The organism is Vibrio algivorus, from assembly GCF_030161215.1.
Classification (GTDB): Bacteria; Pseudomonadota; Gammaproteobacteria; order Enterobacterales; family Vibrionaceae; genus Vibrio; species Vibrio algivorus.
The window spans coordinates 1-15,377 of the sequence record NZ_BSPV01000001.1; the positions used below are offsets into that span (position 1 = coordinate 1).

12 protein-coding genes are annotated in these 15,377 nt (G+C 43.6%); 11 read left to right on the forward strand and 1 reads right to left on the reverse strand.

From position 1 onward, the window contains the following. From QQJ93_RS00005 to QQJ93_RS00050, 10 genes are all read left to right on the forward strand, one after another. On the forward strand, positions 1-126 hold a 126-nt coding region (locus QQJ93_RS00005), incomplete at its 5' end, for an EF-Tu C-terminal domain-related protein (RefSeq protein ID WP_488803634.1). Positions 127-379: 253 nt separating this feature from the next. Further along, positions 380-757, forward strand: a complete 378-nt coding sequence (secE, locus tag QQJ93_RS00010; RefSeq protein WP_027695385.1) for a preprotein translocase subunit SecE — start codon at positions 380-382, stop codon at positions 755-757. Between the two features lie 12 nt (positions 758-769). Next, positions 770-1,318, forward strand: a complete 549-nt coding sequence (gene nusG, locus QQJ93_RS00015; RefSeq protein ID WP_027695384.1) for a transcription termination/antitermination protein NusG — start codon at positions 770-772, stop codon at positions 1,316-1,318. 144 nt (positions 1,319-1,462) lie between these two features. Further along, positions 1,463-1,891 carry a 50S ribosomal protein L11 gene (gene rplK, locus QQJ93_RS00020; RefSeq protein WP_017026547.1) on the forward strand — a complete coding sequence of 143 codons (429 nt, stop codon included), beginning with the start codon at positions 1,463-1,465 and terminating at the stop codon, positions 1,889-1,891. 4 nt (positions 1,892-1,895) lie between these two features. Further along, positions 1,896-2,600, forward strand: coding sequence for a 50S ribosomal protein L1 (gene rplA, locus QQJ93_RS00025; RefSeq protein ID WP_089124755.1), 705 nt, complete (start codon positions 1,896-1,898; stop codon positions 2,598-2,600). A 286-nt stretch (positions 2,601-2,886) separates the two neighbouring features. Further along, positions 2,887-3,378 carry a 50S ribosomal protein L10 gene (gene rplJ, locus QQJ93_RS00030; RefSeq protein WP_089124754.1) on the forward strand — a complete coding sequence of 164 codons (492 nt, stop codon included), beginning with the start codon at positions 2,887-2,889 and terminating at the stop codon, positions 3,376-3,378. Between the two features lie 57 nt (positions 3,379-3,435). Then, complete coding sequence (gene rplL, locus QQJ93_RS00035; protein ID WP_089124753.1) at positions 3,436-3,804, forward strand: 50S ribosomal protein L7/L12; 369 nt, start codon at positions 3,436-3,438, stop codon at positions 3,802-3,804. 280 nt (positions 3,805-4,084) lie between these two features. Beyond that, on the forward strand, positions 4,085-8,113 hold the full coding sequence (rpoB, locus tag QQJ93_RS00040) for a DNA-directed RNA polymerase subunit beta (protein WP_089124752.1): 4,029 nt from the start codon (positions 4,085-4,087) through the stop codon (positions 8,111-8,113). Positions 8,114-8,228: 115 nt separating this feature from the next. Continuing rightward, positions 8,229-12,428: a DNA-directed RNA polymerase subunit beta' gene (gene rpoC / locus QQJ93_RS00045; RefSeq protein WP_089124751.1), complete on the forward strand. Its 4,200-nt coding sequence runs from the start codon at positions 8,229-8,231 to the stop codon at positions 12,426-12,428. Positions 12,429-12,609: 181 nt separating this feature from the next. Beyond that, positions 12,610-13,503 carry a DMT family transporter gene (locus tag QQJ93_RS00050; protein ID WP_089124750.1) on the forward strand — a complete coding sequence of 298 codons (894 nt, stop codon included), beginning with the start codon at positions 12,610-12,612 and terminating at the stop codon, positions 13,501-13,503. 43 nt (positions 13,504-13,546) lie between these two features. Here the strand turns inward: QQJ93_RS00050 and rsd are convergent, their stop codons facing one another. Continuing rightward, positions 13,547-14,038 (reverse strand): sigma D regulator, encoded by a 492-nt coding sequence (rsd, locus tag QQJ93_RS00055; protein ID WP_089124749.1) that lies wholly within the window; start codon positions 14,036-14,038, stop codon positions 13,547-13,549. Between the two features lie 189 nt (positions 14,039-14,227). On the opposite strand from rsd, the gene nudC reads away from it, so the two are divergent. Next, entirely contained in the window at positions 14,228-15,019 is a 792-nt protein-coding gene (gene nudC, locus QQJ93_RS00060; RefSeq protein ID WP_089124748.1) for an NAD(+) diphosphatase, read from the forward strand. Positions 15,020-15,377: the final 358 nt, after the last annotated feature.

Consider the following 15,377-nt stretch of genomic DNA (forward strand, 5'->3'; position numbering starts at 1 on the left):
GGTGATAACGTACAAATGACAGTTACTCTAATCGCACCAATCGCGATGGATGAAGGTCTACGTTTCGCTATCCGTGAAGGTGGCCGTACAGTTGGTGCTGGTGTTGTAGCGAAAATCATCGCTTAATTAGCCAAACTTTAAGTTTAAATACGAATTGTATTTGACTAACGACTATCAAAAAGGGCATCATTTGATGCCCTTTTTCTACGCTGAACAAAATGAAGGCATAAATTGGTCGTTTTGTAACTGACTCAGCAAAGAATTGTATTAGATTTATATCTAATTTATTTAGTTGATGGCTTGTCCTAAACTAATGAGTTAGCCCTGCCAATTGCGGGGTTATTGTCGTTTTTAAGTAAAACTTTTCACAGGTTTGTTTATGAAAGCCAAAGCTGAAACTCATGAGAGCTCAAAAGCGGCAGATGCTTTTAAGTGGTTTATCACTTTTGCACTGCTAGCTGCTGCTGTTGTGGGAAATTACCTGTATGGTGAAATGTCTGTTGCTATTCGTGCAGCAGCCGTTGTTATTTTAATTGCAGCTGCCCTTGGTGTAGCGGCTCTGACAACGAAAGGTAAAGCTACGATTGTATTTGCTCGCGAAGCAAAACTTGAAGTGCGCAAAGTGGTTTGGCCTACACGCCAAGAAACAATGCAAACAACATTTATCGTATTAGCTGTAAGTATTGTAATGGCTCTATTGCTATGGGGAATTGACGGCATCATGGTTCGTCTAATTGCTCTAGCAACTGGAGTGTAAGGGGTTTTAAACATGAGTGAAGCACCAAAAAAACGCTGGTATGTGGTTCAAGCCTTTTCCGGGTTTGAAGGCCGTGTTGCACAATCTCTTCGCGAACATATCAAAATGCACGCTATGGAAGAGTTTTTCGGTGACGTATTAGTACCTACTGAAGAAGTGGTGGAAATGCGCGCTGGTCAACGTCGTAAGAGTGAGCGTAAATTCTTTCCAGGCTACGTGTTAGTCCAAATGGTAATGAATGATGAATCATGGCACTTAGTACGTAGTATTCCGCGTGTTATGGGCTTTATTGGTGGCACCTCTGATCGTCCTGCTCCAATTACCGATAAAGAAGCTGATGCTATCTTGAATCGTTTAGAACAGGCGAGCGAAGCTCCAAGACCGAAAACATTATTTGAAGCAGGTGAAGTGGTTCGTGTTACAGAAGGCCCATTTGCTGACTTCAATGGTACGGTTGAGCAAGTTGACTATGAAAAGAGCCGCTTAAAAGTGTCTGTATCGATCTTTGGTCGTGCAACACCGGTTGAGCTTGAATTTAGTCAAGTTGAAAAATCGGACTAATAAATTTGCTTAATAAAGCATCAAAAGGCTTGTTTCAGGCGTGAAGTTTGACTATAATTTCGCGCCTTTTTACAGGTATTAATGTAAAGCTAGCGGGGAGCTGATCAAGCGATTAGCGTCTGTACCCAAAATTTAGGAATTAAAATGGCTAAGAAAGTAGAAGCTTATATCAAACTGCAAGTTGCAGCTGGTATGGCAAACCCAAGTCCACCGGTTGGTCCTGCACTAGGTCAACACGGCGTAAACATCATGGAATTCTGTAAAGCGTTCAATGCAAAAACAGAATCTGTTGAGAAAGGTCTTCCAATCCCAGTTGTTATCTCTGTATACAACGACCGTTCTTTCACGTTTGTAACTAAGACTCCACCTGCTGCTGTTCTTCTTAAGAAAGCTGCTGGCGTTAAGTCTGGTTCTGGCCGTCCAAACACTGAGAAAGTTGGTACTGTTACTGACGCTCAGCTACAAGAGATTGCTGAAACTAAAGCTGCAGATATGACTGGCGCAGACATCGAAGCGATGAAGCGTTCTATCGCGGGTACTGCTCGTTCAATGGGCCTAGTGGTAGAGGGATAAGATCATGGCAAAACTTACTAAGCGTATGAAAACAATCCGCGAAAAAGTGGATGCGACTAAAGAATACGAAATCAACGAAGCTGTTGCTCTTCTTAAAGAACTAGCGACTGCTAAATTCGTAGAAAGCGTAGACGTAGCTGTAAACCTAGGCATCGATGCTCGTAAATCTGACCAGAACGTTCGTGGCGCTACAGTACTTCCACATGGTACTGGCCGTGACATTCGCGTAGCTGTTTTCACTCAAGGTGCAAACGCTGAAGCAGCGAAAGAAGCTGGTGCAGATATCGTTGGTATGGAAGATCTAGCTGAGCTAGTGAAAAAAGGCGAAATGAACTTCGACGTAGTTGTTGCTTCTCCTGATGCAATGCGTGTAGTTGGTCAACTAGGTACTATCCTAGGTCCACGCGGCCTTATGCCAAACCCTAAAGTTGGTACTGTAACTCCTAACGTTGCTGAAGCAGTTAAAAATGCTAAAGCTGGTCAGGTTCGTTACCGTAACGACAAAAACGGCATCATTCACACTACTATTGGTAAAGCATCTTTCGAAGCAAACCAACTACAAGAGAACTTAGAAGCTCTTCTAGTAGCGCTTAAGAAAGCAAAACCTTCTTCAGCGAAAGGTACTTTCCTGAAGAAAGTAAGCATCTCTACCACTATGGGTGCTGGTGTTGCAGTTGATCAGGCGACTCTTAATACTACAGTTGCTTAATTAATTTGCTTAGGCGCGAGATTTGTGTATAATTTTGCGCCTAATTATGGTTGGAGTGTTGCTTATTTTGCCTAATTCTTTTTAGACAAAGGCAGAGCAAATGATGCTTCCATCCAAGACCGTAGGCGTTAATCAATAGTGATATTGGCTTAACTTAATAATACCTACGTAGATGGTGCCCGAACTGATGGTCGTATTTTGTAAAAAATATTCATTTGGGAATGCACCGTTAAGAACGCTCATTAATTTTAATGAGTGGTGTAACTACAACCAGGAGTAAATCCAAATGGCTTTAAACCTTCAAGACAAACAAGCAATTGTTGCTGAAGTTAACGAAGCAGCCAGTGGTGCACTTTCTGCAGTTGTTGCTGACTCTCGTGGCGTTGCTGTTGGCGCAATGACTTCTCTACGTAAACAAGCTCGTGAAGCTGGTGTTTACATGAAAGTTGTTCGTAACACACTAGCTCGTCGTGCTGTAGACGGTACAGACTACGAATGTCTAAAAGACGTATTCGTTGGTCCAACTTTGATCGCTTTCTCTAACGAGCACCCAGGTGCTGCGGCGCGTCTTTTCAAAGACTTCGCTAAAGAGAACAAAGCATTTGAAATCAAAGCTGCTGCATTTGAAGGCGCGGTTACTGACGCTGATGTACTAGCGACACTACCTACTTACGACGAAGCGATTGCACGCTTGATGATGTGCATGAAAGAAGCTTCTGCTGGCAAGCTGGTACGTACTATCGCTGCTGTTCGCGATCAAAAACAAGACGCTGCATAAGCCTTGCTTTTTACTGATTGCTAAATAAACTTATTGTTAACTTAAAAGAGAATTGTTATGTCTATTACTAACGAGCAAATCCTAGACGCAGTTGCAGAAATGTCTGTAATGCAAGTTGTTGAGCTTATCGAAGCTATGGAAGAAAAATTCGGCGTTTCTGCTGCAGCAGCTGTTGTTGCTGGCGGCGCAGCTGGCGGTGACGCTGCTGAAGAGCAAACTGAATTTGACGTAATCCTAACTGCTGCTGGCGGTAACAAAGTTTCTGTTATCAAAGCAGTACGTGGCGCAACTGGCCTAGGTCTTAAAGAAGCTAAAGGTCTAGTTGACGGTGCTCCAGCTCCGCTTAAAGAAGGCGTTTCTAAAGAAGAAGCTGAAGCTCTTAAAGCACAACTAGAAGAAGCTGGTGCTTCTGTTGAAGTTAAGTAATTTATACTTAATTTCTTAGCCGAAAGGCTAATGGCTGGTGGTTAATTGACCACCGGCCTTTTTGCGCTGTAGGGCATAGATTAATTTTCCCGCTGTTTAGGCATCTATGACCCAGCAAAAAACATCGCTAAGGCTCTGCTGAAATAAAAACGTTCAGATGAGATTAGGGTGTATCCACATAAACAGTGTTGTTAGTCACTGTCCCCGTTTTATCAATTAAATTTGGTATGAAACGTGTCTTGGGCAGTTTGGGTCACTTATCAGCTAGCTGAGGAACCCCATGGTTTACTCTTATACCGAGAAAAAGCGCATCCGTAAGGATTTTGGTAAGCGTCCACAAGTATTGGACGTTCCATATTTGCTATCGATCCAGCTCGATTCATTCGACAAGTTCATTGAACAAGATCCTGAAGGTCAATACGGTCTTGAAGCTGCTTTCCGTTCTGTTTTTCCAATTCAGAGCTATAACGGCAATTCTGAGCTGCAATACGTTAGCTACCGTCTTGGTGAACCAGTATTTGACGTTAAAGAATGTCAAATTCGTGGTGTCACTTATTCGAAACCACTACGCGTTAAACTGCGCCTAGTTGTATTTGATAAAGACGCACCAGCAGGTACTGTAAAAGACATCAAAGAACAAGAAGTCTACATGGGTGAAATTCCACTCATGACAGACAATGGTACCTTCGTAATTAATGGTACTGAGAGGGTTATCGTATCCCAGTTGCACCGAAGCCCAGGCGTGTTCTTCGACAGCGATAAGGGTAAAACCCATTCGTCAGGAAAAGTGCTTTATAACGCACGTGTTATTCCTTACCGTGGTTCGTGGTTGGATTTTGAATTCGATCCGAAAGATAACTTATACGTACGTATCGACCGTCGTCGTAAGCTTCCTGCATCAATTATTTTACGTGCACTAGGTAAGACCACAGAAGAGATCCTAGATATATTCTTTGAAAAAGTGCGCTTTGAAGTAAAAGATCAAACTCTATTAATGGAGTTGGTACCAGATCGTCTACGTGGTGAAACAGCATCATTTGATATTGAAGCAAATGGTACAGTTTATGTAGAAGCTGGTCGTCGCGTAACGGCTCGTCATATCCGTAATCTTGAAAAAGATGGTGTTGAATTTATTGAAGTACCAGTTGAGTACATTGTCGATAAAGTGGCATCTAAAGATTATGTTGATGAATCAACTGGCGAACTGATCGTTGCAGCGAACCAAGCAATTTCATTAGAAGCATTAGCGAACCTTTCCCAAGCTGGTTATAAGAAGCTTGAAGTTCTGTTTACTAATGACTTAGACCATGGCCCATTCATGTCAGACACAGTACGTGTTGACAGTACAACGGACCGTATTTCTGCACTTGTAGAAATCTACCGTATGATGCGCCCTGGCGAGCCACCAACGAAAGAAGCAGCAGAATCTTTATTCCAAAGCCTATTCTTCTCTGAAGAGCGTTATGACCTATCGACTGTTGGTCGTATGAAGTTTAACAGCTCTATCGAACGTGAAGATGCGCAAGACCAAGGTATCCTTGATGAAACGGATATCATTGCGGTAATGAAGAAACTGATCGGTATTCGTAACGGTATTGGTGAAGTGGATGATATTGACCACCTTGGCAACCGTCGTATCCGTTCTGTTGGTGAAATGGCTGAAAACCAATTCCGTGTTGGTCTAGTCCGTGTTGAACGTGCAGTGAAAGAGCGTCTAAGTCTTGGTGATTTAGATGCGATTATGCCTCAAGACCTTATCAATGCTAAGCCGATTTCGGCTGCAGTGAAAGAGTTCTTTGGCTCATCACAGCTTTCTCAATTTATGGATCAGAACAACCCGTTGTCAGAAGTGACGCATAAGCGTCGTATTTCTGCATTAGGTCCTGGTGGTTTGACGCGTGAGCGTGCCGGCTTTGAAGTGCGTGACGTTCACGTAACTCACTACGGTCGTCTATGTCCGATCGAAACGCCAGAAGGTCCAAACATCGGTTTGATCAACTCATTATCAGCGTTTGCTCGTTGTAATGAATACGGTTTCCTAGAGACTCCGTACCGTCGCGTTGTTGATGGTGTTGTAACTGAAGAAGTGGATTACCTTTCTGCTATTGAAGAAGGTCAGTTTGTTATCGCTCAGGCGAACGCACACTTGACTGACGAAGGTCGTTTTGCCGATGAGCTAATCACAGCTCGTCAGAAAGGTGAATCTGGTCTTCACCCACGTGACCATGTTAACTACATGGACGTGGCAACAAACCAAGTTGTATCTATCGCTGCCTCGCTTATCCCGTTCCTAGAACACGATGATGCGAACCGTGCATTGATGGGTGCAAACATGCAACGTCAAGCAGTACCAACACTAAAAGCTGATAAGCCTCTAGTTGGTACTGGTATTGAGCGTAATGTAGCGGTTGACTCAGGTGTAACAGCAGTTGCGAAACGTGGCGGTACAGTTCAATCTGTCGACGCATCACGTATCGTAATTAAAGTTAACGAAGATGAGTTGGTTCCAGGTGAAGCTGGTATCGACATCTATAACTTAACTAAGTACACCCGTTCAAACCAAAACACATGTATTAACCAACGTCCAACCGTACTACCGGGTGAACCTGTTTCACGTGGTGACGTTCTTGCTGATGGTCCTTCTACCGACCTTGGTGAGCTGGCACTTGGCCAAAACATGCGTATCGCATTCATGCCTTGGAATGGTTACAACTTCGAAGACTCAATCTTAGTATCTGAGCGCGTAGTTCAAGAAGACCGTTTCACAACGATTCACATTCAAGAGCTTTCTTGTGTGGCTCGTGATACCAAGCTTGGTAGCGAAGAAATTACAGCTGATATTCCAAACGTAGGTGAGTCTGCTCTATCTAAGTTAGATGAGTCAGGTATCGTTTACATTGGTGCTGAAGTGAAGGGTGGCGACATCCTAGTTGGTAAAGTAACCCCTAAAGGTGAAACACAACTGACTCCTGAAGAGAAACTACTACGTGCAATCTTCGGTGAAAAAGCATCTGATGTTAAAGATACGTCACTACGTGTACCTAACTCTATCTCAGGTACTATCATTGATGTTCAAGTCTTTACTCGCGATGGCGTAGAAAAAGACAAGCGTGCGCTTGAAATTGAACAAATGCAGCTGAAAGACGCGAAGAAAGACTTAACTGAAGAGTTCCAAATTCTTGAAGGTGGTCTATTAGCGCGTGTTCGTTCTCTGCTGATTTCTGGTGGCTTCTCTGAAGCGAAACTAGACTCAATGGATCGTAAGCAGTGGTTAGTACAAACACTAGAAGACGATACACTGCAGTCTCAGCTTGAGCAACTTGCTGAGCAGTGGGATGAGCTAAAAGCTGACTTTGATAAGAAGTTTGAAACTAAACGTCGTAAGATCACCCAAGGTGATGATCTTGCACCGGGCGTACTGAAGATTGTTAAGGTTTACCTAGCAGTTAAACGTCGCATTCAACCTGGTGATAAGATGGCGGGTCGTCACGGTAACAAGGGTGTAATCTCTAAGATCAACCCTGTTGAAGACATGCCTTATGATGAAAAAGGTCAACCTGTTGATATCGTGTTGAACCCACTGGGTGTACCATCACGTATGAACATCGGTCAGATCCTTGAAGTTCACTTAGGTCTTGCAGCGAAAGGTATTGGCGACAAGATTAACCAGATGGTGAAAGAGCAACAAGAACTAGCAAAATTCCGCGAGTTCTTACAGAAAGTTTATGACTTAGGCGATACTCGCCAAGAAGTGAACATTGCTGAACTGTCTGATGATGAAGTCCGTACTCTAATCGGAAACTTGCGTGGCGGTCTACCAATTGCTACACCTGTATTCGATGGTGCAAACGAACCAGCAATTAAAGAATTGCTTGCGCTTGCTGATCTTCCAACGTCTGGTCAATTAGACCTATACGATGGTCGTACGGGTGATAAGTTTGAGCGTCCTGTAACGGTAGGTTACATGTACATGCTGAAACTGAACCACTTGGTTGATGACAAGATGCACGCACGTTCGACTGGCTCTTACAGCCTAGTAACTCAGCAACCACTTGGTGGTAAAGCTCAGTTCGGTGGCCAGCGTTTCGGTGAGATGGAAGTATGGGCACTAGAAGCATACGGTGCTGCTTACACGCTTCAAGAAATGCTAACTGTTAAGTCTGATGACGTGAATGGCCGTACGAAGATGTACAAAAACATCGTCGATGGCGACCACAGCATGGAGCCTGGCATGCCAGAATCGTTCAACGTATTGTTGAAAGAGATTCGCTCGCTAGGTATTAACATCGAGCTAGAAGACGAAGAGTAATCATTGTTATTTATTCAGCAAATATTGCGATTAATGATAAAGAACTCTCGGATTTAACCCGGTAGAAAAGAGGCGTTCAATTTGAGCGTCTCTTAACTCCTTACAGGAGCTGATTGTGAAAGATTTACTGAACTTTCTAAAAGCACAGCATAAGACCGAAGAATTTGATGCAATCAAAATCGGTCTAGCTTCTCCAGACATGATTCGCTCATGGTCTTTCGGTGAAGTTAAAAAGCCAGAAACTATTAACTACCGTACGTTCAAACCTGAGCGTGATGGTCTGTTCTGTGCGCGTATTTTTGGTCCAGTAAAAGACTACGAATGTCTTTGTGGTAAATACAAGCGCTTGAAACATCGTGGTGTTATCTGTGAGAAGTGTGGCGTAGAAGTTACACAAACTAAAGTTCGTCGTGACCGTATGGGCCACATCGAGCTAGCCTCTCCAGTTGCACACATCTGGTTCTTAAAATCACTACCATCTCGTATCGGTCTATTAATGGATATTCCGCTACGTGACATCGAACGTGTACTTTACTTCGAAATGTATGTAGTGACTGAACCTGGCATGACTGATCTTGAAAAAGGTCAAATGCTAACGGAAGAAGAATACTTAGACCGCTTGGAAGAGTGGGGTGATGAGTTCGTTGCGAAAATGGGCGCTGAAGCGATCAAAGATCTGCTACACACCATGGACATGAGCGCAGAAGCAGAGCAAATGCGCGAAGAGCTAGAAACCACTAACTCTGAAACTAAGCGTAAGAAAATCACTAAGCGTTTGAAGCTTGTTGAGGCATTCATTGCTTCAGGCAACAACCCTGAGTGGATGATCTTAACAGTACTTCCAGTGCTACCACCAGATCTACGTCCTCTAGTACCTCTAGATGGCGGTCGTTTTGCGACTTCAGATCTGAACGACTTATACCGTCGTGTGATCAACCGTAACAACCGTTTGAAGCGTCTTCTAGACCTAGCGGCTCCAGATATCATCGTACGTAACGAAAAGCGTATGTTGCAAGAATCTGTTGATGCCCTACTAGATAACGGTCGTCGCGGTCGTGCGATCACAGGTTCTAACAAGCGTCCTCTTAAATCTTTGGCTGATATGATCAAAGGTAAGCAAGGTCGTTTCCGTCAGAACTTACTTGGTAAGCGTGTTGACTACTCTGGCCGTTCTGTAATTACAGTAGGTCCATACTTACGTCTACACCAGTGTGGTCTTCCTAAGAAGATGGCACTAGAACTATTCAAACCATTTATCTACAGCAAGCTAGAATCTCGTGGCATGGCTACAACGATTAAAGCAGCGAAGAAAATGGTAGAGCGCGAAGAAGCGGTTGTTTGGGATATCCTAGACGAAGTGATTCGTGAACACCCAGTTCTACTAAACCGTGCACCAACACTTCACCGTCTTGGTATTCAAGCATTCGAACCTGTACTAATCGAAGGCAAAGCGATTCAGCTTCACCCACTTGTGTGTGCGGCATACAACGCCGACTTCGATGGTGACCAAATGGCGGTACACGTACCGTTAACATTGGAAGCTCAGCTTGAAGCACGTACGTTAATGATGTCAACCAACAACATCCTTTCACCAGCATCTGGTGATCCGATCATCGTACCTTCTCAGGACGTTGTATTGGGTCTTTACTACATGACTCGTGACAAGATCAATGTTAAAGGTGAAGGTATGTACCTTGCTGGCCCTGAAGAGGCTGAAAAGGCATACCGTACTAAGACTGCTGAGCTTCACGCTCGAGTTAAAGTACGTATCACTGAAACTGTGGTTGATGAAGACGGTAACCGCACAACAAATACTGGCATGGTTGATACCACTGTTGGTCGTGCAATGCTTTGGCAGATCGTACCGGAAGGCCTACCTTTCAGCATCGTGAACCAAAAACTAGGTAAGAAACAAATTTCTACCTTGTTGAACGAGGCATACCGTAAGCTTGGCCTTAAAGATACAGTAATCTTTGCTGACCAAATCATGTACACAGGTTTTGCATACGCAGCACTTTCTGGTGTTTCTGTTGGTATCGACGATATGGTTGTACCGGCTGCGAAATACACTGAAATTTCTGAAGCAGAAGAAGAAGTACGCGAAATCCAAGAGCAATTCCAATCAGGTCTTGTTACTGCGGGCGAGCGTTACAACAAAGTTATCGATATCTGGGCGTCTACCAACGACCGCGTTGCGAAAGCGATGATGGATAACCTTTCTTCTGAAACCGTGATTAACCGCGATGGCGAAGAAGAACAACAAGAATCGTTTAACAGCATCTACATGATGGCTGACTCCGGTGCTCGTGGTTCTGCAGCGCAGATTCGTCAGTTAGCCGGTATGCGTGGTCTGATGGCGCGTCCAGATGGTTCAATCATCGAAACGCCGATCACAGCAAACTTTAAAGAAGGTCTAAACGTACTTCAGTACTTTATCTCAACCCACGGTGCTCGTAAGGGTCTTGCCGATACGGCACTTAAGACTGCGAACTCCGGTTACTTGACTCGTCGTCTAGTAGACGTTGCGCAAGACGTTGTGGTTACAGAACATGACTGTGGTACTTTCGAAGGCCTAGATATGATGCCTCATATCGAAGGTGGTGATGTTAAAGTAGCACTTTCTGAGCTTGCTCTAGGTCGTGTTGTTGCTGATGACATCGTTAAGCCAGGTACTGAACAAGTATTGATTCCACGTAATACTCTACTTGATGAGAAGTGGTGTCAGATCCTAGAAGACAACTCTGTTGATAAGATCAAAGTACGTTCAGTGGTAACTTGTGAGGCTGACTTCGGTTGTTGTGCAAACTGTTACGGTCGTGATCTTGCTCGTGGTCATAAAGTGAACCAAGGTGAAGCGGTAGGTGTTATTGCAGCACAGTCTATCGGTGAACCAGGTACACAGCTTACCATGCGTACGTTCCACATCGGTGGTGCGGCATCAACGGCAGCAGCAGAAAACAGCATCCAAGCGAAAACAACGGGTACTGTGAAACTTCACAATGCTAAGTATGTAACTAATAAAGATGGCAAACTTGTAATCACTTCTCGTGCATCTGAAATGACCATCATTGATGAGTTCGGTCGTACGAAAGAGAAACACAAACTTCCATACGGTTCTATGCTAAGCAAAGGCGACAACGAAGCAGTGACTGCTGGTGAAGTTGTCGCTAACTGGGAAGCGCACACCATGCCAATCATCACTGAAGTGGCAGGTCGTATCCAGTTCGTAGACATGATTGATGGTGTGACTATCTCTCGCCAAACTGATGACTTAACTGGCCTATCTTCAAGTGAAGTAGTAGACCCAGCACAACGTCCATCAGCTGGTAAAGATATGCGTCCAGTGATCAAGTTAGTTGATGCTCAAGGTAACGATGTGATGATTCCTGGTACGGATATGCCAGCGGCATACTTCCTACCAGGTAAAGCGATCGTTAACATTGAAGATGGCGCGGAAGTTGGCATTGGTGACACACTATCTCGTATCCCTCAGAAATCTGGCGGAAACAAAGATATCACCGGTGGTCTACCACGCGTAGCTGACTTGTTTGAAGCACGTAAGCCGAAAGAGCCTGCGATTCTTGCTGAGCACACAGGTACTGTGTCGTTTGGTAAAGAAACCAAAGGTAAACGTCGTCTATTAATCACTCGCGAAGGCGGTGACGTTTATGAAGAAATGATTCATAAACATCGTCAGCTTAACGTGTTTGAAGGCGAGAAAGTGGAACGTGGTGATGTGATCTCTGATGGTCCAGAAACGCCGCATGACATTTTACGTTTACGTGGTGTTCACGCTGTTACTCAATACATTGCTAACGAAGTTCAAGAAGTTTACCGCTTACAAGGCGTTAAGATTAACGATAAGCACATCGAGACTATCGTTCGTCAAATGCTACGTAAGTGTACAATCACGCATTCTGGTGATTCTGAATTCCTTGAAGGTGAGCAAGTTGAATTTGCACAAGTTAAAATCGCTAACCGTCAGCTTGAAGCTGAAGGCAAAGCACTTGTACAGTTCGAGCGTGACTTACTAGGTATCACTAAAGCGTCTCTAGCAACTGAATCGTTCATCTCTGCCGCATCGTTCCAAGAAACGACGCGCGTATTAACAGAAGCTGCGGTTTCTGGTAAGCGTGATGAACTACGTGGCTTGAAAGAGAACGTAATTGTGGGCCGCTTGATCCCAGCTGGTACTGGTTATGCTTACCACCAAGAGCGTCAAAAGCAACGTGAGGGTGAAGAACAAGGTCCTTCAGCTGAACAAGCAACTGACAACCTTGCAGCATTACTTAACGCAGGTTTCTCTGAAGAGTAATCTTTAAAGAGACTGACGTAAGTCAAGACTGTTAAAAAGGCACCTTCGGGTGCCTTTTTTGTTTTTAAGATGAGTTGTTAGGTGTTGGAATTGGTATTATTTTATTCTTGCTGAAACTCGCATCTTAAAGTTACTTGGGTATATACTCGCGACATTGTTTATCTTGCCTGCGACTGACTGTATGTACTACCTTTTCCCTATCATTACCGTTTTTATCTGGGCGGGAAATGCCATTATCAATAAAATGGCCTCAACCGTGATCGATCCTGGCGCGATCTCTTTTTATCGTTGGCTGGTGGCTTTTATGGTTTTAACGCCATTTTTAGCTCGGTCTACTTGGAAGCATCGCAGGCATTTATTACCTTACCTACCTAAACTGGCTTTTCTCTCTTTGCTTGGTATGGTGCTAAACCAGTCTCTTGGTTACTACGCGGGCTTAAGTACTACGGCATTGAACTTATCCTTAATCACGTCATTGGTTCCTTTGATGGGGTTATTTCTGAGTATTCCACTCCTGAATCAGAAGCTGACGCTTTATGCAGTATTAGGCGCTGTAGTGTCTTTCTCTGGGCTAATTATTATGTTGGCTCATGGTGATATTCACGCATTGTTTTCTCATGGAATGAATAGAGGTGATGTACTGGTATTACTTGGTACCTTAGCTTATGCCTTGTATGTCGTGTTAATTAAACGCTGGCGTATGCCTATTTCGAACTGGCAATCTGTCTATGTTCAAGTGTGTTTTGCGCTTATGTTCTTGTTTCCATTGTTTAGCATTAGCCAGCCAGTTCAGTTTTCAAATCAAACCGTGCCTTTGATCATGTATGCAGGTTTGCTCGCCTCAGTGATCGCGCCTTGGTGTTGGATGATGGGAATTGAACATTTAGGGGCAGATAAAGCCGCGATCTTTATGAATCTTATGCCAGCAGTGACCGCGGTGTTTGCCAGTATTATTCTAGGCGCTAGTTTGGCTTTATTTGACTATGTTGGGATGGCGATGATTATTGGTGGGGTGATTTTGGCTCAACAAAGTCGAGGCACTAAGCCTATGATGGCAAAAGTGCCGCAAAAGTAAGCATTATTATGGTGAGTAATAATGCCTACGAAAAATTATTCGCTTACGCCCCTGGTGGGATCTCTAAGCTTTCTGCGATCATTTGGATGAGTTGGTCTTCTAATTCGAAGCGCTCTTCTAAAACTTCACCAATTTGTGACAAATCGAAATCAAAATCGTCGAGTTCATCTTCTGCACTTACATCAGCATATTTGTCGGTGTAATTTAGCAAAGGGTCGGTGGTTTCGACAATTTTAAAATACGTCGTGTTGATGTCTTCGGTTGGTGAAAAGCCAGTTGATTCCCACTTTTGCATCACCATATCGTAGATTTTGAAATGCCCTTCAGAAATATAATCCACCACGTGTTGGCAGAAATCTTGTAGTTCTTCAGGGGAAGGAAGTTTCTCGATGGCTGTTTTTTTATGATGACTTGGCTTTAGTGCTGCCAATTTCCAATATTCAACAATCAAGTTTTGTCTAGTGTCGAGCCAATGGTCGATGACTTCACTGGAACCGCCAAATTGTGCTTGAGTCTGTTTTAGTTTATTTAGCATGGCTGTATCCTCATAATAGCTAACGCGTTATTGGCGTTTAGCCGCTCTACTTTTTGATTAATAGAGGGTCCTTTTTGATAGTGTATACCATGTAGTTATATGAGTGGTTATAGACAGCAAATCGATAAGCACTGGTATGAAATTAGATTGCCAGTAAAATGGTGGAACTTCAAGCAATGAGATGAGCAGATGCTAAAAAAAGATCAAAAAGTAAACTGGTGTATCGTTGACGGTAGTACGTTACATTTACAAGACAAAACATTGCCTTATGGATCTGCTGAAGAATTAAACTTACCGACAGAACATGCGGTTATTATTGGTGAATTAGATGGAACGCCATGTGCTTGGCTTAATGTGAGTGAGCTTGACTATGAGCTAAAGATGACACCATTACGAGACTTGTTGTCTTTTCCTGAAGCCACTTTTCTAATGGCTAGTCGTGCAGTTCAATATGGTTATATGTCTGTTTCACAGCGATTTTGTTCACATTGTGGTGGACGTAATCGCCTTAATCATAATCAATTGGCGATGCAGTGTAGTGATTGCCGTACCTTACATTATCCTAGGATTTTTCCTTGCATCATCGTCGCTATTCGTAAAGACGATAAAATTCTACTGGCACATCATGCCCGTCACCAAAGTGGTATGCATACAGTCATTGCCGGTTTTGTCGAAGTAGGGGAAACGTTAGAACAATGTGTGGCGCGTGAAGTAAAAGAAGAAACCGGTATTAATATCACCAATATTCGTTACTTTGGCAGTCAGCCTTGGGCATTTCCATCTAGTATGATGATGGCCTTTCTAGCGGATTATGATAGCGGTGAAGTTCGTGTCGATAAATTTGAATTGTCATCTGCTGGTTGGTTTGGTGCTAGTGAGTTACCACCAATTGCTCCAAAAGGAACGATTGCACGAGCCTTGATCGAACACACGTTAGGTTGTGAAATAGAGCAACATCATGATTTTATTTCAAATACTTAATGATTACTCCCAAAGTAATTGGAATTTCAGCTAGGCGACAAATGAGTGAGACCCCATGAATGTAGCTTGTCTACATGATTGGGGTGAATGAATGCAGTCAACAACGCTGAAGCTTCAATTACGCAGGGAATAAAAAAAACCTCCGGGTTCGCCGGAGGGGTAAGTAAGATGTCGTTATGAGATGCTGAACATTCATGTGTTTCAGCTCGTTATAATTGTGCTAGCCAACAAAGTATTAACAAATGGCTCAATTGAAGCAAATTACGATAGATTTTAATGTTCAAGAACATGATCTGGATTACAAACCATTAGCAAAATGTGCGCTGTGTAGTGGTAGAATAAGGGCCAAATAAAGACT

What these genes read in the sequence shown, in the direction of transcription:
- nudC (WP_089124748.1), top strand. Translation starts at nt 14,228, where the DNA reads ATGCTAAAAAAAGATCAAAAAGTAAACTGGTGTATCGTTGACGGTAGT.
- rsd (WP_089124749.1), bottom strand. Translation starts at nt 14,038, where the DNA reads ATGCTAAATAAACTAAAACAGACTCAAGCACAATTTGGCGGTTCCAGT.
- secE (WP_027695385.1), top strand. Translation starts at nt 380, where the DNA reads ATGAAAGCCAAAGCTGAAACTCATGAGAGCTCAAAAGCGGCAGATGCT.
- nusG (WP_027695384.1), top strand. Translation starts at nt 770, where the DNA reads ATGAGTGAAGCACCAAAAAAACGCTGGTATGTGGTTCAAGCCTTTTCC.
- QQJ93_RS00050 (WP_089124750.1), top strand. Translation starts at nt 12,610, where the DNA reads ATGTACTACCTTTTCCCTATCATTACCGTTTTTATCTGGGCGGGAAAT.
- rplL (WP_089124753.1), top strand. Translation starts at nt 3,436, where the DNA reads ATGTCTATTACTAACGAGCAAATCCTAGACGCAGTTGCAGAAATGTCT.
- rplA (WP_089124755.1), top strand. Translation starts at nt 1,896, where the DNA reads ATGGCAAAACTTACTAAGCGTATGAAAACAATCCGCGAAAAAGTGGAT.
- rpoB (WP_089124752.1), top strand. Translation starts at nt 4,085, where the DNA reads ATGGTTTACTCTTATACCGAGAAAAAGCGCATCCGTAAGGATTTTGGT.
- rplJ (WP_089124754.1), top strand. Translation starts at nt 2,887, where the DNA reads ATGGCTTTAAACCTTCAAGACAAACAAGCAATTGTTGCTGAAGTTAAC.
- rplK (WP_017026547.1), top strand. Translation starts at nt 1,463, where the DNA reads ATGGCTAAGAAAGTAGAAGCTTATATCAAACTGCAAGTTGCAGCTGGT.